The 20,507-nt window shown below is 63.6% G+C and carries 13 protein-coding genes and 1 pseudogene; 6 read left to right on the top strand and 8 right to left on the bottom strand.

Annotated elements, in window-relative coordinates; translation table 11 throughout:
* Position 1 precedes the first annotated feature (1 nt).
* Entirely contained in the window at positions 2-8,182 is an 8,181-nt protein-coding gene (locus tag DFLDMN_RS18620; protein ID WP_423196334.1) for a hemagglutinin repeat-containing protein, read from the bottom strand.
* Between the two features lie 943 nt (positions 8,183-9,125).
* Here DFLDMN_RS18620 and DFLDMN_RS18615 point away from each other — a divergent pair.
* Together DFLDMN_RS18615 and DFLDMN_RS18610 are read left to right on the top strand one after the other, a co-directional pair.
* Positions 9,126-9,725 carry a type IV toxin-antitoxin system AbiEi family antitoxin domain-containing protein gene (locus tag DFLDMN_RS18615; protein WP_423196333.1) on the top strand — a complete coding sequence of 200 codons (600 nt, stop codon included), beginning with the start codon at positions 9,126-9,128 and terminating at the stop codon, positions 9,723-9,725.
* A complete protein-coding gene (locus tag DFLDMN_RS18610) occupies positions 9,722-10,636 on the top strand; it encodes a nucleotidyl transferase AbiEii/AbiGii toxin family protein (RefSeq protein ID WP_423196332.1) in 915 nt (304 codons plus the stop codon). Before DFLDMN_RS18615 ends, DFLDMN_RS18610 begins: the two co-directional genes overlap by 4 nt.
* A gap of 6 nt (positions 10,637-10,642) precedes the next feature.
* Here the strand turns inward: DFLDMN_RS18610 and DFLDMN_RS18605 are convergent, their stop codons facing one another.
* Together DFLDMN_RS18605 and DFLDMN_RS18600 are read right to left on the bottom strand one after the other, a co-directional pair.
* Positions 10,643-11,074: a LacI family transcriptional regulator gene (locus DFLDMN_RS18605; protein WP_423196331.1), complete on the bottom strand. Its 432-nt coding sequence runs from the start codon at positions 11,072-11,074 to the stop codon at positions 10,643-10,645.
* Positions 11,071-11,373, bottom strand: a complete 303-nt coding sequence (locus DFLDMN_RS18600) for a hypothetical protein (protein WP_423196330.1) — start codon at positions 11,371-11,373, stop codon at positions 11,071-11,073. The genes DFLDMN_RS18605 and DFLDMN_RS18600 overlap by 4 nt, the downstream gene beginning before the upstream one ends.
* Before the next feature lie 168 nt (positions 11,374-11,541).
* On the opposite strand from DFLDMN_RS18600, the pseudogene DFLDMN_RS18595 reads away from it, so the two are divergent.
* Positions 11,542-12,011, top strand: a pseudogene (locus DFLDMN_RS18595) (transposase); the annotation flags it as partial.
* 223 nt (positions 12,012-12,234) lie between these two features.
* On the opposite strand, the gene DFLDMN_RS18590 reads toward DFLDMN_RS18595, so the two are convergent.
* From DFLDMN_RS18590 to DFLDMN_RS18575, 4 genes are all read right to left on the bottom strand, one after another.
* Positions 12,235-13,644, bottom strand: a complete 1,410-nt coding sequence (locus DFLDMN_RS18590; RefSeq protein ID WP_423196329.1) for a mercuric reductase — start codon at positions 13,642-13,644, stop codon at positions 12,235-12,237.
* A 276-nt stretch (positions 13,645-13,920) separates the two neighbouring features.
* On the bottom strand, positions 13,921-14,316 hold the full coding sequence (locus DFLDMN_RS18585) for a CzcE family metal-binding protein (RefSeq protein ID WP_423196328.1): 396 nt from the start codon (positions 14,314-14,316) through the stop codon (positions 13,921-13,923).
* Positions 14,317-14,468: 152 nt separating this feature from the next.
* Positions 14,469-15,686: a zinc-dependent alcohol dehydrogenase gene (locus tag DFLDMN_RS18580; RefSeq protein WP_423196327.1), complete on the bottom strand. Its 1,218-nt coding sequence runs from the start codon at positions 15,684-15,686 to the stop codon at positions 14,469-14,471.
* Between the two features lie 64 nt (positions 15,687-15,750).
* Positions 15,751-16,071 (bottom strand): hypothetical protein, encoded by a 321-nt coding sequence (locus DFLDMN_RS18575; RefSeq protein ID WP_423196326.1) that lies wholly within the window; start codon positions 16,069-16,071, stop codon positions 15,751-15,753.
* A gap of 251 nt (positions 16,072-16,322) precedes the next feature.
* Here DFLDMN_RS18575 and DFLDMN_RS18570 point away from each other — a divergent pair, with 251 nt between their 5' ends.
* Together DFLDMN_RS18570 and DFLDMN_RS18565 are read left to right on the top strand one after the other, a co-directional pair.
* The gene (locus tag DFLDMN_RS18570; protein ID WP_423196325.1) at positions 16,323-16,697 is read left to right on the top strand and encodes a gluconate 2-dehydrogenase subunit 3 family protein; all 375 of its coding nucleotides are present in this window, start codon (positions 16,323-16,325) and stop codon (positions 16,695-16,697) included.
* Positions 16,694-17,161 carry a gluconate 2-dehydrogenase subunit 3 family protein gene (locus DFLDMN_RS18565; RefSeq protein WP_423198474.1) on the top strand — a complete coding sequence of 156 codons (468 nt, stop codon included), beginning with the start codon at positions 16,694-16,696 and terminating at the stop codon, positions 17,159-17,161. The genes DFLDMN_RS18570 and DFLDMN_RS18565 overlap by 4 nt, the downstream gene beginning before the upstream one ends.
* 1,100 nt (positions 17,162-18,261) lie before the next feature.
* Here the strand turns inward: DFLDMN_RS18565 and DFLDMN_RS18560 are convergent.
* A complete protein-coding gene (locus DFLDMN_RS18560; protein WP_423196324.1) occupies positions 18,262-19,011 on the bottom strand; it encodes a GntR family transcriptional regulator in 750 nt (249 codons plus the stop codon).
* Positions 19,012-19,208: 197 nt separating this feature from the next.
* Here DFLDMN_RS18560 and DFLDMN_RS18555 point away from each other — a divergent pair, with 197 nt between their 5' ends.
* Positions 19,209-20,507: an MFS transporter gene (locus tag DFLDMN_RS18555; RefSeq protein WP_423196323.1), complete on the top strand. Its 1,299-nt coding sequence runs from the start codon at positions 19,209-19,211 to the stop codon at positions 20,505-20,507.

Raw genomic sequence — 20,507 nt, 5'->3', positions numbered from 1 at the left:
TTTACTTTCCTTTGAAACCCAGTGCACGGCGAACAGAAATTGGAATACTCGAAACATCCAGAGGTGCCTTCGCATCACCAGTAGACCCACTCCAATGATAAACCCCATTTCCGTCCGAATAGAACCTGTTAATACTGCCCTCAGCATCGATCGCATATCGCGACTTTTCTCCCCCTGGGATCGATGAGTTGAAAAGATCCAGCGAGTTGCGGGGTTCAATACCGGCGTTCGGACGATTACCTGGCATTCCGGCAGTGTGTTTTGAATTTGACTGAATTTGAAGACCGTTGTCGGCGGTTACCGTGTCAGGAATAGGTAATCTGTTGTTCCCGTTGCTCCCATTGGCATTGTCCTTGCCGCCGCTGGAAGACGTCAGAGCATTGTCCGGTAAGCCAGAGCCTGGCGTTACCACAGGTGTCACTACCATGCCGCACGCACCTGGCCCTACCGGACAGGGGACCGGTGTCACCACCGCGCCGGCAGTCCCGCTCGGCCCCTTCGGGCCAGTTGGCCCGCCCAAGTCGTCCGGATTGACAAGCGGCCCCTGCGGTCCATTTGCCTTTACCAGTTCACCGAACTGACCGGCGATATTGGTCGCGCCACGGATCGCACTCTTTGCCTCGTTGAGTGCGTAGTCGCGTGCCCGGGCCTGAATGTCTGTAACCGGGTCCAGTGGACCATACCCGAACATCCCGGTCGCTTTCAACTGCTCCTGCTCATTGGCATACTGCCGCCCCCGCTGCTCCGAGGCAAGCGTCTCGGCGTAGGCTGGATCATTAGATGGCACGTTGAGTGCGCAATGAATCAATGCACAAGCCGCGTCGGCCAGACGCTGCCGGTCCTCGGGCGACTTTCCTTCCTGCAGTCGTGCAAGCGCCCTTTCCTCGTGATCATGCATTTGCCGATTATAGGAGTCAGCCATCCCGGCCGTACCCGCCGCCGCATTGCCCCCGATTGCGCCCGCCACAGCCGTCCCCACTAGCTGCAACAGCTTGTCCTTCGTAGCAGAGTCAACTCCGAGGCTCCCAAGGTTCGCATCCAGCGCCGCAATCGCCGCCGTCGATGCCGCTACACCCGCCGCACCAGTACCAAAATCCCCACCCAGCGCCTTGCTAACCAGCCCGCCCACAAGTCCGTGGACGGCAACCTTCACGTATTCGTCCTGCCCCTTTAGGACATTCCCCACCTGGTTGTAAATGATCGGCGCCGCCTGCTGGATAGTCTCGCCGGTCAATTGCCGGAGCGCCTGCTCATCCTTGACCTTCTGCGCGTCGAAGATCTTGTCGATGCTCTGGTTCGCGTTCTCCGTATCGCGGTTCAGGCTGGCGAGCGTTTCTTCCACCGTCTTGCCGGTTTTGGCCTGTTGGCCGTCGGCATCCGTAATCGTTACGGTGCCAGCGGCAATCGCGCTCTTGGTTGTGCCTGATGCGTTGCCCGTGATCGGCTTCTGGGCATTGCCCGCCGCACTCGCCATTGCGGTATTGGCGAGGTTGCCGGCCAGGTTCAGGTTACCTAGAAGCTCGGTATGGGCCGCTTGAACCGGCCCCAGGTTCGGATCGCTGGCCTCCACGCTCTTACCCGCACTAAAACTCGCCGCAAACTGCGAAGAACTGCTGCTGTATTCCGCCTTGTTCTCGATATCGCTCGTCGTCAGCGTGCCGGTGGTCAGGCTGTTCTTCGACGAATCGGCCGTGCTGGCCAGGATGCCGCCCTTCAGGTCGGTGTTGCCCTTGACGTTGACATCGAACCCGCCCTGGCCGGCATAGATTCCGCTCTGCTCACGCACCGATGCGTAGGTGCTGTCCGTCTTGCCGCTCGCCATCGTGGCCGATGCATTGACGGTCGTGCCGTAGCAGATCGGCGGCACGCAGATGCTGGCCTGCATGCCCGACGACGACTCCTTGGAGTGGTAGATCTCCGTATCCTGCCGGCTTTCGATATTGAGATCGCGTCCGACCGATCCCTCGATGCGATCCGCTATCAGTTGCGCGCCCTTGAGGTTCGTATCGCGACCGCTCGTGACGGTCAGGCTGTCAGTTGCGCTGACGTGCAAATTCTCGTTGGTGAGCGATTCACCATTGGCCTTCGCCTTGTTCTGCGCGGCGGACAGTTCCAATGTGAAGCCGTTCTGCGCCCCACCGATCGCAAAGCCAACACCCACCCCAAAGTTATTGCCGCTGCTGCGACTATCGTTCTTGGTGCGGTCCTGCGCGCTTTCGAGCGCCACGTCACGGGCAGCCACCAGATCGACGGTCTTGCCGCTGATCTGCACGCCCCGTCCGGTGATATCTCCGTCCGTGGCAAAGCCGTCGGCATCCTTCTGTCCCGATCCTGTCGCAACGACAGTGACGGCATTACCCGCCTTCACGGTAGTGCCCTGCTGGCTGCTGGCGGTACTGTGCGACTCGCTCTGCTGGCTGCCGCCGCCGACGCTGACCGTGACCTTGATGACTTGCGGCGTCTGCTGGCCCGCGCTGGTCAGCACCTCCTTGCCAATCACGCCACCGTTTACCAGTGCCAGGCCGGCTTGGGCTGCATAGAGCGCAGCCACCTTCCCATCCTTGCCATCCTCGACGGACCGTGCAGCGGCCTCGACTGCCTTCGCAGCGGTAATGCTGTAGCCCGAAAGCGCCAGCGTGACACCGTACTGGCTCGACTTGTCGACCTGGTTATGCGCACTGTCATCGGTGCCGGGGTCCAGCACCACGTTCTTGCCGATCAGCGTCACGTCCTGGCCCGCGGCGATATCCGCACCACGCGCCGTCAGGTCGTCCTTGGCGGAGATGCTCACGCTGCCGTTCTGACTCACGATCTGACTGCGGATCGTGTTCTCGGAGGTACCGCTTGCATCCACGTGATGGGATTCGGTGCGGACGCCGGTCATGCCGGTATAGCCGTCGCCGCCCAGGTCGCCGATCACGCGGCTACTGCTATCGCTGCGCTGCGACTTGGATTCCTGGCCCGAAAGAATATCGACGCGCCCCTGCTTCGCGGCAATCGCGATGTCGTTCTCCGCCGCCACGCCGCTGCCGGCAATGCGCACATCGCCCGTGCGGCTGACGATGGATACGGAATCGCCCGTCACCGTGCTGGCGTTCTGCTGACTGACAGCCAGATCACCGCTTGCACTGCTCTTCTGCGTGCCAAACGGCAACGTCGATACACCGCTGTTGTTGGCGCTACCGTTCAGGTTGCGGCCAACATCGCCGAGCGTCGCCACAGCGGTACTGATCTTCCAGCCGCTCGAGTTCGAGGACGTTGATTCGCTGTAGGTGTCGGTCGACGCCTCGATACTGACATTGCGCTGGGCGTCAAGCGTGGCCTTGCCACCAGCGCTGATGGCCGACCCGTGCAGCAGGATGTCGCCATCGATTGGCTTGCCAGCCGCATCGGACTGACCGTTGCCAGTGGCGCGCAGCGTAATGTCTCCCGCACCAGTCAGCGAACTGCCGCTATTGGTGACGCTTTCGACATGGCTCGTGGCATTGCTCGAATTCTTGCCAAACGTGATGGCCACCTGCGGCGCCGTACCGGCTGAGTGGCCGATTTCGCCAAGGCTCTGCTTGACGCGCGTGACCGTGCTATCCGACTGATTGTTGGCCTGCAGGTTGCGGATCGTGTCGAGCGGCGTGCCGACCAGATGGATACCGAAGGTCGTGGACCGGCTGCTACTGCTGCTGTCTTGCACCACGCTGTCGACACCGGTCGTAACCGTGATGTTCTCGGCCTGGATCGCGATATTGCCAGCGTCCTTGTTATCGCCAGTGCGTCCTGCGATCAGGTCGCTGCCGACGATAGTGGCATCCTTGGCCGCGACAATCGTGACGTTACCGTTAGTAGCCCCCACCGTGGAACGGGCATCGCTCTGCGTCACGGCCACCGTATGCGAGTTCGACTTGGCATCGCTGCTGCCAGCCGACATGCCGATGCCGCCCTTGCCTGCCGAGAACGACAACCCGGACGCCGAGCGCTCGTGCGCTTCCGTCGATTCGTGCGTGTTCTGGCCAGCTGTGATCAGCACATCGCCACGAGTGGCCGTCAGGTTCACGGCGTCGGTCGCCGCGATGGCACTCTGGCGGACCAGCAGGTCGTTGCCCGCCACCGCAGTCACCGTGTCACCGCTGATCAGGCTGCCGACGCCAACGTTTTCATACGCGGAAGTAGCGTCGTAGCTCGACTTGCGCGAGAGGAAGCCGCTGCTGCGCGACCGCTGTTCGCTGCTCTCTTCGTGCACTTCGCGGGCTTCGGCGACGACGATATCGTCCTTCGCCACCAGCGTCACATTGCCGCCTGCAGTGCCGGTGCCAGCCGCGAGATTCGAGCCAATCACGCCAAGCGTTCCGCCCGCGCTCTTCTCGGCGGTGATGCCGTTGGCCGCCAACACATCGGAGACGATGTCGGCCTGGCCCGCGCCAACCCGCACGTTACTGCCGGCCTGCACCGACGTGCCACGCACGGTCTCGCCATAAGAGGATTGCGTAAAGCTGGATTGCTCCCGGTTCGATTGCGCGCCCGCGCTGTGCGCGTGGGTGTCCGTGGCATTGACGATGGCCACGTTTTGCCCGGCCACCAATGTGGTGCTGTCTCCGGACTGGATGTTTGCGTTCGTCAGCGTCATGTCGCGGCCGGCGACGGCGGTCACGTTCTCTCCCGCCTTGACGGTGCTGCCCACGTTCACGACGGATCGATCACGCAGATAGTCCTGCCCACCATGCGCCGTCGCATCCTGCGTCGTGCCCGTCACGATAGTGCCGAGGTTGATATCCCGCCCCGCCGCCAGCAACGCATTGCCCCCGGCATTGACCCCCGCGCCCACCATGCTGATGTCACGCCCGGCCAGGACGGCCACGTTGTTCGTCCCTGAGATCGACGCCGCCGCGCCAACCCCGGTGGCGCTCGCACTATTGCCGTTGGCCAGTGTGGTGGTATTGGTGATCGTCTGCGATTCGTTGATGACGTCTCGCCCGGCGGATACCACCACATCCTGCCCGCCAATACGGCCGCCAAGATTGCGCACATCCTGCGTGGCACTTACAACGGTCGTACCTGTTCCACCGATGCTGCCCCGGTTGACGATATTGCCGCCCACTACCTGCGTGGCGATGTCCCCAACGATCGCGCCGCTGTTCTCCACGTTGCCGGTGGCGCTAATCGCCACGGATTTGCCGGCGACGAGTGCGCCCGTGGCATTCAGGTCCACGCCATTGCCTTGCGCCAGATAGACCTTGGGCACCAGTACCGCTTGCGTCGTGCCATCGGGCAACGTCACGTCCTGCGACACCATCCACACCATGTCGGTGGTGAGCTGGCGCATCTGCTCGTCGGTCAAACCCACGCCTGGCGTGAGATCAAACGTCTTGGCATAGGTGACGCCGTTGTTCATCAGCGCCTTGTATTCCTCCAACTGGTCGGTATAGCCGGTCAGGAACGTCTTGCCCGTCAGTTGCGTGATCTGATCGCGGACCAGTTTCTCTTCATAGAATCCGTCGCCCAGGCGCTTCTGTGTCTTCTGTGGGTCCAGGCCCAGCGCGTTGAGCATGTAGTCGCTGGAGATGAAGTTGGTGTACTGCGTGAAGCGCGGGTCCGTGGCGACGAGGTAGGTGTCGCCCGGCGCCGTGCGGATGCGGTACAAGCCGTTGGTCGGCAGCTTGAGGTTGGGAATCCCGCCCTGTGCCGTGCCCAGCGTCTGCGGGGGCCGCGCTTGTCCCCTCACCCCAGCTACCGCACTGGTCCCGCTCGCGTTGACGGAAGTGGCCGCACCCGCACTGCCGGAGGCGCCTGCCAACTGGGTGCCGCTGGCACCGCCACCTGACACACTGGCCCCTGTCACCGCCGCGCCGACAGCGTTCACCGAGGCCACTGTCACGTTCTGGGCCGTGGTCTGCACTGCCTGATTGGCTGTTGCGATGGCCGGCAGCGCGGCCGTCGTGGTCGGTGCCTGTGGCGCATCCGGGAATGCCACGACCTGCCATTCCTGGCTGCCGCCTGTGCGCTGATGCCAATAGAACGTGGAGGTATCTTGCGTGGTGACGGTTTGCTGCAGCACCGTGCCCACATCCTGAATCGTGCCGTTTGCCGCTACCCGCACCAGGCTGCCTCCGGCGGCCATTGTCGAGGACTGGTTCAGGATGTTGCCGTTGTTGCTATTGATGCGGATATTTCCCGCCGCCTGAATCCTCGCCGCGTCGGTGGCGCTCACGAGCTGGTCAGTGGCCGTCATCGTGACGGTCGTACGTGAGATCTCGTTGAAGTCGTGACCGAAGTTTGCCTGACGGACTTCATCCGGCCGGATATGGATGTTCGGGTCCCAGTCCGGCCAGAAGGTGATGCTGTAGGTCGAGCCGTTGTCCTGGATCGACTGATAGTACTGGGTAGGTCTGGTTGCAATTGGCCGCGTGCAGATGCCGGTGTCGATGTCGCAGTTTGGCCCAGTCAGCAGGCTGCCATATTCCTCGATCGGGAACTGCGTGAAGGACAGTGTCTGGTTGGTGGTGTTGAGGTTGGTTACCGTCGACTTATCCACCGTCACCGTAATCGGCGCACGCAACGCGTTGGTTTGAGGCGTGCTGACTGGGGCGTTTTGCGTGCTCCAGGACCATGCCGGGAACGTCACACTGCCGTGAGCATTCAATTCGGCACTGGGAAGTCCGGCCTGCCAGAGCGTGAGTGTCTGGACAGCGGTCTGCACGGGTGTTCCAGCCGTCGTCACGATGCTCGTGCGCGTGTTGCTGACCTGATTGGCCGCGATGTCAATGTCGCCATCGGCCTCGATCGTTGCCGACCGATTGATCAGCGCATTCACCTGGTTGGCCAGCAACCCGGTGTTGGGGTCGCGCGTGCCATCGCGGGCGATCTGCAGGTTGCCTGCGCTGTAGAGCGTGGCTCCGTCCAGATTCTGCACCGAGTTGCCGGCGTAGAGGTTCAGGTTTCTGACGGCGGCCATCAGTGCCGATGGTCCGTTATTGACGATATCGGTCCCTTGCACCTGGACGTTGTTGCCGATCACCGTCCCCGTGTTGATCATCGTCGGGCTGCTGACCTGAACCGTGTCACCTTCGATGCGTCCCGCATTCGAGACAAGGTTGCTGGCCGTGACGGTGGTATTGGCCGAGTTGATATCCGCGCCTGCCGCGTTCATCACGTTGGTACCGGAAACGGTCAGCGCGCCCGCCGATTGCAGGGCTGCCGTATTGGTAAGCGTGCCGGTGGCCGCCACCTTCATGCTCCCGTTGGCACGCAGCAGGTTGGATGCGTCGTTGGTGTAGTCACCGGCCACGTTCAGTGTCAAGTCGCGGCCAGCTATCATGGTCCCGCTGCCGGACACGCCGCCCGCCACGGCAACATCCTGGTTCGCCTTGACCGCGCCGCCCAGGTTGGACAGGGAAACCACATTCAGCTTGACGTCCGCGCCACCCAATACCTGCCCACCGGCGTTGTTGAGCGTTGCACCGGTCTGGTTGAGCGTCAGGCTCTGGCCGTACAGTGTGCCGCCGCGGTTGTCGAGCTGCGACCTGACCTGCAGATCCAGCGCGCGGCTTGCCGCCACCTGTCCGCCTGTTATGCCATTCGTGTTGTTGGCAAGGGTCTGTGCGGCGATGGTGACGTCGCCATTGCCGCCGAGCCTGCCCGCCGTATTGGTGAGTGCATTGGTCGCCGTGAGGGTCGTCACGCCATCGCCCGCGTTGACCAGTGAGCCCCGCGTGTTGTCAATGCCGGCGGCGGAGACCGTAGCCTTGCTGTGGGTGCCATTGGCCGCGAGCATGCCGTCCTGATTGACCACCGCCCCGCTGGCCACCACGTCCAGGTCGCCGGCCGTTTGCGCGGAGCCGGCGGTATTGTCCACGGTGCCACCGCTGGCGAGCGAAAGGCCGGTCTGGCCATAGACGCTGCCCTGCCGGTTGACCAGGTTGCCTAACGCGATATAAGCCAAGACTTCGCTGAGCCGGTAGCGTACCGACTTACGCCCCAACCGAACGCCGATCGGGTGATCTGCATCATAGGCGTCAGATGCCTGGTTCATTTTCTCGTAGGCACCGCTGCGACTATCGCCGGTGAGTTTGATCAACTCTTTGATGTCGATAAGACGATCGCAGTGGCAATCGATAAGATTGCCGATCGACGCAACACCACTACTTTCTGCTTTCCATCGGGCAGCAGACAGCCCTGTAGATACGCGATTCACGCCCACTCCCTTCCGCCTTTGCGGAATCGTTGAACAGTAGATGTCTTGAAAGTGAAGTTCGCGCGGAAAAATGGCGCGGTCAGGCAGAGCGAAGCCCTTCGATGCGATGATCGAAACGGTTAGCGTCTGAGCAGAATGATTCTTTGAGAATTGCCCGTGGGGCTTATACGGAGTGTCCCTCGCAAGGACTCTCACAACGTAGGTAGGGCTACGTATTTTGGATTGTGCTCCGCAGCGATTGGGCGCCGCTTTAGCAGGTCAAACTATCGCAGGCAAGTGTGAGGCACCAACTACGATGGACGTCATTGGATCATCACCGGTGCGAAAAATCAATCAAAATGTGCGCCACGGCGCGCTCACGGCTGCTTCAACCCCGACAGTCGATGCGGAGCCGAAGGGCTCGTGTTTGAGTGGTCCTGCTTGGGGTCGAGATCGCCAAACGCAACAGAGGAACCGAGAGTTGTCCGCGAGAGTCCAGCTGCATCTATCCACATCTAGCGTCAATGGGGTGGGACTTAGGGGTAGGACGCCCACATCAAAAGCGGAAACCCTTTATTTTCGTGGCTTCCCAGCAACAGTTCGATTCCCGCCGGCAATAATGAAACCCCAACCGTTCTCGGTTGGGGTTTTTTCTTGCCCGATCGCGCCGGTTCCCGCGTGTTCGCGGGATTCCTGCGGAAGCCTGCGGACTTCGCAGCTCACACTATCGGCCCGTTTCAGGCCACATTCCACTCTCTCTCCTGGCCATTCCTCGCTCCGACCTCGCCCTCTGAAACCGGCCCGAAGTCCGCAAAGGCCATAAGTCAGCGCTATACAGATCAAATAGTTACGCGCGGACGAATCAAGCGGTTGGATTGCAGCATCGGGGAGCAAAGGAAACCCCGTAGTTGTGTTTTGTCGGTATATATTGACAACTACCGACGTAATGCAACATCATGGTGGCATGGAAACTTCGCACCAGACCATTCTGGATCTCGCCGCCGAGCGCGGCCTGATACGCCCGCGCGATCTCGATGCGCTGGGTCTGCCCAGTGTCGCACTCACGCGGCTGGTTCGGCAGGGCCTGCTCGTCCGCGTGGGTCGCGGTCTGTACGCCCGTCCCGATCGCAGCGTATCCGAGCATGGCACGCTGGCCGAGGTGGCCCGCAAACACCCGCAAGCCATCGTCTGCCTGCTGTCAGCACTGCGGGTGCACGACCTCACCACGCAATCGCCATTCGAGGTCTGGCTGGCGATTCCCAACAAGGCGCGTGCACCGAAGATGGATTATCCCCCGCTGCGCATCGTGCGCTTCTCAGGTGCCGCGCTGACCGATGGGATTGAAGAGCACCAGATCGATGGCGTGACCGTGCGCGTGACCAACGTCGCCCGCACCGTGGCCGACTGCTTCAAGTTCCGCAACAAGATCGGCCTCGATGTCGCGATGGAAGCCCTGCAGGAAGCCTGGCGAGCCAAGCGCGTGAGTATGGACGAACTCTGGCGCTATGCATCGCTGTGCCGAGTGGCCAATGTGATGCGCCCCTACATGGAAAGCTTGTCATGAACCAGCGCAACACGGCCGCTTCGGTGCGGGCCCGCCTGCTCACCCGCGCCCGCGAGACCCGACAAGACTTCAATCTGGTCTTGACCCGCTACACCCTTGAGCGGCTGCTGTACCGACTCAGCGTTTCGCCCCATGCTGACCAGTTCCTACTGAAAGGCGCGCTACTGTTCGACTTGTGGTTCGACATCCCGCACCGGCCGACGCTGGATGCGGACTTTCTGGGTTTTGGTTCGGCCGAGTTGCCACGCCTGGAGGCCGTCTTCAAGGACGTCTGCGCGATGGAGACTGACGACGGTGTTACGTTTCGACCGGACACCGTTCAAGCGGCGGAGATCCGCAAGGAGGCCAACTACGCCGGCGTGCGCGTCACCTTGCTCGGACTGATCGATGGAGCGCGCTGCCCGATTCAGGTCGACATCGGTTTCGGCGATGCCGTCACACCAGGGCCGGAAGATGTCCAGTACCCCGTGATGCTATCGGAGTTCTCGGCGCCGAAACTGCGCGTCTATCCGCGCTACACCGTGGTGGCAGAGAAGCTGGAGGCCTTGGCCTCGCTGGGTATCGCCAACAGCCGGATGAAGGATTACTTCGACCTTTGGATCTTGTCGCGGTACACCGAATTTGACGGCGACACCCTGCGACGCGCGATTCGGGCAACCTTCGATCGACGCAAAACGACGTTGCCCCCGGACATCCCCTTTGGCCTGACGGATGGTTTTGCGCAAGATGCGCAAAAGCAGACGCAGTGGCAGGCGTTTCTGGGAAAGAACAGACTCGAAGCGCTGCGCCTGGAGGACGTCGTGGTGTCGCTTCGAGATTTCCTGCTTCCAGTCATCGCTGCGGCGAACGCTGATGCCGACTACCCGCAACACTGGCCGGCTGGCGGACCCTGGTTGTCAGTGGCAGGGTGAAACCAGTCAAAGCCCGACCCGTGCTCGCTGCTCATCCCACAGCGCGGGTGGATCAACCGCCAGGTCGAACAACGTGATGTGGTTCGGAAGTGCGTCGTCCAGGATGGCCGCCACGACATCGGGCGCCAGCGTAGTCAGGTTGACCATACGGCTGACGTAGCTGTGGTCGATGTCCTCCCGCGTGGCGATCTCCTTCAAGGACTTTGCTTCCCCCGATTCCAGCATGGCCAGCCAGCGGTGGCCCCTGGCCAGTGCCAGTTGGATGGATGTCGGTGCCACATCCCACGGTCTGACCGGTGCGGTTTCGCCGTTCGGCAAGGTGACCAGCTTGCGGCCACTACGGCGCTTGATCTGGATCGGTACCGACAGGGTCAGCCGGCCACCACTCGCCTCAACGATGTCCGGCTCGCCAGTTTTCTGGATGCGGATGTCGCTCATGCCAGGGCCTCCTCAGTTTGCTCGACCGGCTCGGGACGCAGTTCCAGCACCAGCCATTCGATGCCGTTGGCGCGCAGTCGTACTTCGAGGTCGTTGGGCGACACGATCACCTTCTCGACCAGCAATTTCACGATCCGTGTCTGCTCCGCCGGGAACAGTTGATCCCAAATCGCGTCGAGTCGGGTCATGGCCACGGTGATCTTGGCTTCGTCCAAGGTCGGGTCGAGCTTGATCGCCTGCGGCAGGATCTCACCCAGGAGATTCGGAGCGCGCAAGATCGCCCGCAGCTGGTCGAGCACCTGTTAGCGCCGAAGTAAAACTGACCCACCGGGGGTGCGGCAAGAATCTTGGACTGTTTTATGCCGCGATTCCGAGACTCTCCCGGTATGCGATCGGGCTCAGGGGTAATCCCCCCGCTGGATAAGCGGGTCGGCAAGTAGAATATTCCAGCAAAAGGGGTTCTACGGATGAAGAAGTCGAAGTTCACGGACAGCCAGATCATGGAGGCGCTCAAACGCGCGGAGTCGGGCCTGGCGGTGCCGGAGATTTGTCGCGAGATGGGCATCAGCACGGCTACCTTCTATAACTGGCGCGGGAAGTACGGCGGCATGGATGTGTCGCTGATGGCGCGGATGAAGGAGCTGGAGGCAGAGAATACCCGGCTGCGCAAGATCTACGTCGAAGAGAAAATCAAGGCCGAGATCGTTGCTGAGGCGCTGGCAGATTTGGGTTGAGTTTCCTGTATCTGCGCAACGTGAAGGGCTTCGGGTGGAACCATAAGCGCGTCTACCGGATTTACCGGGAGCTGGAACTCAACCTGCGCATCAAGCCGCGCAGGAGACTGGTGCGTCAGGCGCCGGAGCCGTTGACGGTGCCAGTCTCGGTGAACGCGGTATGGTCGATAGACTTCATGCACGACCAACTGCATGGGCATCGGTGGCATGACGCCAAAACAGCGGCTCTTGGCCGCAGCATAGTCTCTACTTCCGCCCCGCGTTAAAAGCGCGGGATTACCATTGTCCGGCACCGCCCCCCAGCGTGTGCCGGAATCCGGAATCCCCAAGGAATACTGCCCTTGGGGATTTTTTTGCCCGGCTTGTGGGTCATCACTTGCGGGTCTCCTCGTGACTCCCGCGATCCGGGCATGGCGTCCAGCCGGATTACTCGCTTCGCGCCGGAATTCCCGCCAGCAGTGGTCCGAGTCCCTCGGCGATGGTGAGGTGGGCGATCACCGCATCGCGCAGCTTCTGATACGGCATGCCCGAGAGCATTGCGGTCTGCACGGCGGCCATCACTTCGCCGGCCTCCGCGCCGATCATCGTGAAGCCGACGATCCGATCGTCGTCCTGGGCCACGAGTATCTTCATGAAGCCTTGCGTCTCCGCTGTGGCCTGCGTGCGCAGGACCTGCTTCATGGGCAACGTGGCCACGCGGACGCGGGTGCCTTGTCGCACGGCGTCGCGTTCGCTCAGGCCTACGCGTGCGAGCGGCGGATCGGTGAACATGCAGTACGGCACGAGGCGCTCCGAGGTGCGGCGCCGGGCCCCGGCGAGGTTGTCGCGAACAATGCGGAAGTCGTCCACCGAGGCATGCGTGAACTGCGGAGATCCCGCGCACTCGCCGATCGCCCAGATGCCCGGCGCGGTGGTTTCGAGCCGGTCGTTGACGCGGATATAGCCGCGACTGTCGAGCGCCACGCCGGTTTCCGCCAGGCCGATGCCATCGGTATTTGGCACGCGGCCCACCGCAACCAGCAGATCGCTACCCTCGATGCGGCGCTCGATGTGGTGCTCTCCCTCGGCAATGCGTACGTCGACCGCCACGCCCTCGCCCGACCGGCCGAATACCTTGCGGACCTCGGCGCCGGTCACGATCTCGATGCCCTCCTCCACCAGAATGCGCCGCATCTCCTCCGCGACATCGCCATCCTCGCGGCTCATGATCTGCGGATTCGATTCGATCACCGTCACGCGGCTGCCAAAGCGGCGATACGCCTGTGCGAATTCGATGCCGATATACCCGCCGCCGAGCACGATCAGGTGCGGCGGCGCATAGCCGAGTTCCAGTACGTCGATATGCGTCATCGGCCGGACGGCATCGAGGCCTGGCGTCGCCGGCATGGCGGCGTGCGTGCCGACGTTGATGAATACCTGCTCCGCCGTGAGCGTGCGCGAACCGCCATCGTTGAGACTGACTTCCAGCGTCCTGGGTGCGACAAAGCGCCCGCTCCCCATCACCAGTTCGGCGCCGCTGTCCCGGTATGCCTGCAGGTGAAATGCGGTCTCGCCGTCGATCATCGCCTGCTTGCGCCGGCGCACCTCGGCCATGTCCACCGTCACATCGCCGGTACGCGTGCCGTAGTCGCCGGCATGGCGTGCAACATGCGCGACGCGCGCACTCCAGATCTCGTTCTTGCTCGGAAGACAGGCGACGCTCGGACACGAGCCGCCGACCCACTGCCGCTCCACCACTACCACTCGCCGACCCGCCCGGGCCTGATGCCAGGCGAGCAACTTGCCACCCTGTCCACTGCCAAGGATGAGTACGTCGAACTTCTCCACTGCAGACATGTGCATTCTCCGTTTGCAAGAGCGCAGAAAAAACGAACGCCATTTGCATGGCGTCCGATACCAGAATGCTGGAAGTGAAACGCGCCGCGTCAACGCGTTCGGGATGGCAGTGAAAGTAGCACTCGGCCTGACGAGGTCACAAGACACAGGCCTGGCAGTAACTTACCTGCCGATCAGCGAGAATCTGGCTTGCGCACGTCATTTGTTGACGCCGCCTGCACGCAGGTTTCCGCAAACGGGAAAAGATGGCCGGGAAGCATGGCGGCCGGGACCATCCTATTCGCCCAGCACGCCCCGATACGTCCTCGCGCTTTGCAGATGCACCCACACGCCTTCCGCAGCGGGAATCTCGGGAAAGAGATTGATCAGTTCCAACACGGTGTGTTCGGGCTCATCCGGAGCGAAGCGCCAGATGGCGGAGGTCGCACCAAAATCGAAGCGAACGGTTTCGCCAGGCTGCACCTGGACCGACCGGGTGGCCGACGTCATGACGATCGTGCGCGCGGTCGCTGCCGTCGTTTCCGTGGCAGCGACACGATGGCCGGCGAGCTTCGCAACCGTGCCCGCCGGCTCGGCCGCTGCCACGGCGCTCCACATGCAGAGCGCCATCAGCGCCGCCGTCGCGCGCAGGACGAGGTTGCCATGGTTTGGCGGTTGGCATCGGTGGGTCATTTTCCGGCTCCATGATGATTGGGGGATGACCCTACTCTAGGCCGCGCGCACGCGCTTGTTGAGGCTCGCGCTTCTCAACCTGCTGCTCAAGCGTATCGGGCGACAGCTCGGACCACAGACGTTGCGAGTCCGGTCCAACGCCGGCTACCGCCTCACGCGCCCTGCCCCACAGGCGCAAGCATGACCTTGAGCCACCCGGGCTGGCGCCTGTCGAACTGCTCGTATGCGGCGATCACGTCCACCAGCGGTTCAGTACGGCTCCGGATGGCGGTCGGGTCGATGGCGCCGGCGCGCACATACTCGATCAGCCGCGGAATATAGGCGCGGTGATTGCAGTTGCCCATCCGCACCGTCAGGTTCTTGTTCATCGCGGCGCCGATCGGAAAGCTGTTGTCGGTCGGCGGATAGACGCCGACGATGGCCAGCGTGCCGGCCTTCGCCAGGCTCTTGACCGCCCATTGGAGCGCTTGCGCGGGGGCGTCGCCGGGCTCCCAGTTGCCGTCGTGCGGATGCGCGTGCGGCGCCAGTTGCGCCTTGAGCTGCTCGCCCTCCTGATTGGCCGGGTCCGCCGCCGCCGGGCCGTGATGGGCGTGTACGGCATCCACGCCGACCGCATCGATGGCGCGATCCACGCCGATGCCGCCGGTGAGCTTGAGGATGGTCTCGACCGGGTCCTCGGCATCGAAGTCGATAGTCTCGGCGCCTTGCGCTCGGGCCATTTCCAGGCGGTCCGGCACCGCGTCGATGGCAAAGATGCGCCCCGCGTGCATGAGCTTTGCCGAGGCAATTGCAAACTGTCCCACCGGGCCGCAGCCGAACACCGCCACCGTGTGTCCCGGTGCGATGCTGGCCAGGTCCGCGGCGAAATAGCCGGTCGGGAAGATATCGGACAGCATGATGGCCTGCTCGTCGGAGATTTCGTCGGGCAGCTTCACCAGATTGACCGAGGCCATCGGCACGCGCGCCTTTTCCGCCTGCAGGCCGTTGAAGGGCCCGGTCTGTTCGGGGCCACCATAGAATGCGGTGCCGGCCTGCTTGCCGTGCGGGTTGGCGTTATCGCATTGCGCGTAGTAGCCCGCGCGGCAGTACGAGCAATAGCCGCACGCGATGGTCGATGGAATGACGACGCGGTCGCCGACCTGGAGGTTGCGTACGTCGCTTCCCACAGCCTCCACCACACCGACGCCTTCGTGGCCAAGCACGGTGCCGGGCTTCATGCTCTCCATCGTCCCGCGAATAAAGTGAAGGTCGGTGCCGCAGATTGCGCTGGCGGTAAGCCGCACGATGGCGTCGCCCTGCTGCTCGATGCGCGGCTCCGGTACGTCCTCCAGCCGGATGTCGCCGATGGCGTGGAATACCACTGCTTTCATGGATTGCTCCTTGTCGTTCGTGCTCGGGAAGTGGAAAGGCGGCGCCCGCCGGCGCGTGCGTCGCTCAACGCCGGCGCGCAGGCTCGCCGCGCATGTCCGCCGCGCCGCCGGAACCGGCGGCGGCACCGGTGCCGGGCGCGCCGTGGTTGTCGCCCGCGCCACCCGAACGTAGCGCGGACCCGGCCTGGGCGGCGGATGCCGACGTCGCAGGCGCGCCGTGCGGGCGCTGGTCTGGCGTGCGTGCCGGCATGTCGTGCGCGCGTGCCGCATGGGGCGCGCTTGCTGCGTAGGGCGCGCTTGCCGCCGGCATCTTCGGCGCGGTGCCCGCCGCGGGGACCGCGGACGCGGCCGGGAGCGACAGCAGCATCGCGGCAACCGCGAGCACGCGCTTCGCTTGCGAGTCGCGCCAGTATCGCGGGCTTCGCAGATTTGGCGCCAATGGCGATGGCGTTGGTGGCGCCGATGGCGTCGGCTGCGTCGCGTGCGTGGCTCGCGCTGACGGTGTGGACGGTGAATATCGGTACATGGCTGCGCTCCTGATGCGAGCGTGCAAGCACCATGCATGCCACTGCGTATGCCACCGGCAATGGTCAGCTTCTTGCGTTCCCGCTGGTTTTCTTTCCCTGGAGAGCAGTCATGCAGCCAGCATTCAAGCCCGGACGCCGCCGTCTGCTGAAGGTCATCGGTGCCACCGTGCCCGCGACGGCGACAGTGCTGGCCGGCGCACAAGGACCAGCCTTGCTGCCGGCGCCGGCCCACGAGGTTGCCGGCAACGCCACGCGCGACGCAGATTCCGTAGCGCTGTTCTTCAACCACGAGGAAGAAATTACCGTCGATGCCATCGTCGCGCGGCTGATTCCGGCGGATGAACTCGGGCCCGGTGCCAAAGAGGCCGGCGTGACGACGTTCCTCGACCGGCAGCTGGCGGGCGCGTTTGGCGCGGGCGCCAACTTCTACCGTCAGGGCCCTTTCCGGCCGGGACCCCCGAGCAGGGCTACCAGCTACCCCTGACGCCGGCGGAATGCTATCGGCTCGGCCTCGCCGCGCTCGACCGTGCCTGTCGCGCACAGTATGGCGGGCGCCCTTTCGCCCAACTCGCGGCTGGCACGCAGGACGCGGTCCTGGCCGGGCTCGAGGCCGGCTCCTTCGCGCTCGATGCGCTGCCTGGCGCGGTGTTCTTCCAGATGCTCCTCGACGGCACCATCGAAGGATTCTTTGCCGATCCGGTCTACGGCGGCAATCGCGATATGGCGGGCTGGAAGCTGGTCGGCTTTCCGGGCGCGATGGCAAGCTTTGCCAACGATATCGAGCGTCACAACGTGCCCTACGCGCGCGCGCCGGTTTCGATCGCCACCGCGCCCCCGCACGCGATGAGCATGACAGTGCCGCCCGACCGCCCTGTTACCTTCCTGGCGGCCGCCGACGAGACGATCTGCCGCAGCCCGGCCAGCAACGACGCGGGAGCCGTCCGATGAGCAAGACACTTCCCGCGGTGGATGCCGTCATCGTCGGTGGCGGCTGGACCGGCTCCATCGTCGGCAAGGAACTGGCCGCGCACGGCGCGCGCGTGGTGGTGCGGAGCGCGGCCAGCCACGCTGGCCATCGCCGGACTTCCAGGCGCCGGCCGTGCATGACGAACTCAAGTACACGCGCCGCCACGCGCTGCACCAGGACACGGCGGTGGAGACGTTTACGTTTCGCAATCGCACCGACCAGACCGCGTTGCCGATGCGACGATGGCAGTTCGCGTACCCCGCCACGCACCTTGGCGGCGCGGGCAATCACTGGTCCGGCGCCTGCTATCGCTTCGATCCGACCGACCTGAAGCTGCGCAGCCACTATACGCAGCGCTACGGGGCCGGGATTTTCGACGCGGACCTCGCCGCACAGGACTGGCCACTGAACTATGACGAGCTCGAACCGTTCTACGATCGCTTCGATTACCTGATCGGCGCATCCGGTTTTGCCGGCAACCTCAAAGGCCAGCGTCAGCCGGGCGGCAATCCGTTCGAGCCGTGGCGCTCGCGTCCATATCCCAATCCACCGATGAAGGTGCCGTTTGCGTCGGCGCTGTTCGGTACCGCCGCCGCATCGCTCGGCTATCACCCGTATATCCGGCCCTCGGCGCTGTCGACGCGGCCGTACGTGAACAGCGAGGGCCTGCCGATGAGCGCGTGCGTGTATTGCGGCTTCTGTTCCAATTTCGGCTGCGAGCATTTCGCCAAGGCTTCGCCGCAGGTCTGCATCCTAGTGGGCGCGACCACGCCGGCATGTGCCACCTGTCACGCCCCAGGCGCGCCGGCACCGCAGCCCTTGCCACGGCTCGAAGGCATGCCGGCGGAATACGCGGTCAAGGAACTGCTCGACTTTCGTCGCGGGACCCGGCCATCGCCGGTCATGGGCGCCATCGCAAAAGGCCTGACCGACGGCGATATCGCGAGCATTGCACGCTACTACGCAAGCCAGCCGCGCGCGCCGATCGGGCCGTTGCCGGGCGCGGGACCGGCCGCCACGCTGCATGCGCTGGGCGACAATGCCGATGTGTCAGCGCACCCTCACCCGGCGTACGCCCCGTTCAGACGGACCGGGCTCCGCGCGGCATGCGCGGCGCGGGCTCGGCGCGCTGTGTGCGTGCCGGCTCCGCCAGCGTCTGTTCCACCACGCGCAGCACTTCGCGCGCGGTGTTCTCGGAATGGTCGCGCAGGATGCCGGCCAGCCGCGGCCGGCCCGGCTCGCGCAGCGCGGCCATGATGGCATCGTGCTCCTCGTGGGACTCCTGCCAGCGCATCAGGTCGGCATTGGCGGCACCGCGCGCGCGATGCACCTTGCTCATCAGCGTGGCGTAGATGCCCGACAGCACGGCGTTGGCCGCGCTGTCCACGATCAGTTGATGGATTTCCTGGTTGATGCGGAAGTAGTCGGTACGCTTGCCGGCCTCGTGCGCATCGATCATGGCCTGGTGCTTGCGCTCGATCCTGGCCAGCGCCGCCTCGTCGAGCCGCTGCGCCACCAGCTCTCCCGCATGCGCCTCCAGGCCGTGCAGCGTCTCGAAGGTCTGGCGCAGTTCGTCGAGGTCGAGTGGCGCCACGCGATAGCCGATGTACTGGCGATGCAGCACCAGACCTTCCGCCACCAGCACCTTGAGCGCCTCGCGCAGCGGCGTCTTGGAGACATCGAACGCGTCGCAGAACGCCTTCTCGTCGATACGCGCGCCCGGCGGCAGCTCGCCCTCCTGAATCATGGTGCGCAGGCTTGCCGCGATTTCGGCGGACATGCCCAGTGTGCGCAGGCGGGCGGATTTGGGAAGGGCTTGTGTCACGGACATCACCAGAATAGGGAATCTGCACCAGTCCGAAGACTATCACACCGTCTTGGTGCTTACCCTATGAATATATAAATCAAAGACTTACAAGCTTTGTAATTACAGATTACGTATCCTATACTGCGGTCAGTTGCGCAACACACCTCGAAGAAACCGCCTCGCATACGTAACGCAGTACCAAAGGAGCCAGGAGACCCCTCATGCCAACCACAAGCCAGGCCGCCACGATGACGGCCACGCGCAGCAGCGTCCGCTGGAAGATCTTCCTGATGATGCTATGCCTCATCGCCATCAACTACATCGACCGCGCGTCGCTCTCGGTAGCGATGCCGCTGATCGCCAGGGAATTCGACCTGAGCCCCGCCATGCAGGGGCTGATCCTGAGTTCCTTCTTCTGGACCTACGCCCTGATGCAGGTGCCCGGCGGGATGTTGGCCGACAAGTACAAGCCGCGCATCGTGATTGCCTGCGCCACCGTGTTCTGGGGTGCGTTCCAGGCGCTGGCCGCGGTCTGCACCTCGGCCACGACGCTGCTGCTGACGCGCCTGGGCCTGGGCGCCGCCGAGGCGCCGATCTATCCGGCCGGCGGCAAGCTCAATGCGATCTGGATGACCCAGAACGAGCGCGGCCGCGGGGCCACGCTGCTCGATGGCGGCGCGCCGCTGGGCGCGGCGCTCGGCGCCATCATCATTACCTGGCTGATCGCGGCGCTGGGCTCGTGGCGTCTGGCCTTTGTCGTGGCCGGCGCGGGAACCGTCGTCGCCGGGCTGATGGCGTGGTGGTACATCCGCAATTCGCCGCGCGAACATGCCGGCGTCAACGAGATCGAGGCGCGCTATATCGAGGAGGCGCAGGCCAACGAACATCGTGCCGAGCCTGCCAACCTGTCGGGCCGCTCGCTCGACTTCTTCAAGTACCGCTCGGTGTGGTGCATGGCGATCGGCTGGATGTGCTTCAACACTGTGTTCTACGGCCTGCTGACGTGGATGCCGAACTACCTGAACAAGGTGCATGGCTTCGACATCAAGGCCATGGGTGGCGCCAGCTTCATCATCTTCTTCTGCGGCTTTGTCGGCGAACTGATCGGCGGCTGGATTGCCGACAAGTGGAAGGAAGCCGGCGGTCGCCCGAACGTGGTGATGCGCACGCTGTTCGGCATCGCCGCCGTGGTGGCCACGATCTCGATCTTCTCGGTGGCCTATGTGACCAACCCCGTGGTGGTGGTCGCCCTGCTCTCCTCGACGCTGTTCTTCCTGCGCTGGTGCGGCCTGTTCTGGTGTATCCCGTCGATCCTGGGCACGCGTAACAAGATCGGTTTCCTGGGCGGCGTGATGAACCTGGGCGGCAATATCGGCGGCATCAGCGTGCCCATCATCGTCGGCATGATCGTGCAGTTCACGGGCTCGTACTTCCTCGCGCTGATGTTCTTTGCCGCCGCCGGGGTGGGCCTGCTGCTGGCCTCCACGGCCATCGACTACGAAAAGAAGATCCCGGTCTGA

The sequence above is a fragment of the Cupriavidus sp. H19C3 genome, assembly GCF_049393815.1.
GTDB lineage: Bacteria > Pseudomonadota > Gammaproteobacteria > Burkholderiales > Burkholderiaceae > Cupriavidus.
The sequence above is the reverse complement of the archived record's forward strand: the minus strand, read 5'-3'. Positions and strand labels throughout refer to the sequence as shown.

Coding starts and splice junctions, on each gene's coding strand:
- DFLDMN_RS18615 (WP_423196333.1), top strand. CDS start 9,126: ATGGAAACTTCGCACCAGACCATTCTGGATCTCGCCGCCGAGCGCGGC.
- DFLDMN_RS18610 (WP_423196332.1), top strand. CDS start 9,722: ATGAACCAGCGCAACACGGCCGCTTCGGTGCGGGCCCGCCTGCTCACC.
- DFLDMN_RS18605 (WP_423196331.1), bottom strand. CDS start 11,074: ATGAGCGACATCCGCATCCAGAAAACTGGCGAGCCGGACATCGTTGAG.
- DFLDMN_RS18590 (WP_423196329.1), bottom strand. CDS start 13,644: ATGTCTGCAGTGGAGAAGTTCGACGTACTCATCCTTGGCAGTGGACAG.
- DFLDMN_RS18585 (WP_423196328.1), bottom strand. CDS start 14,316: ATGACCCACCGATGCCAACCGCCAAACCATGGCAACCTCGTCCTGCGC.
- DFLDMN_RS18580 (WP_423196327.1), bottom strand. CDS start 15,686: ATGAAAGCAGTGGTATTCCACGCCATCGGCGACATCCGGCTGGAGGAC.
- DFLDMN_RS18570 (WP_423196325.1), top strand. CDS start 16,323: ATGCAGCCAGCATTCAAGCCCGGACGCCGCCGTCTGCTGAAGGTCATC.
- DFLDMN_RS18560 (WP_423196324.1), bottom strand. CDS start 19,011: ATGTCCGTGACACAAGCCCTTCCCAAATCCGCCCGCCTGCGCACACTG.
- DFLDMN_RS18555 (WP_423196323.1), top strand. CDS start 19,209: ATGCCAACCACAAGCCAGGCCGCCACGATGACGGCCACGCGCAGCAGC.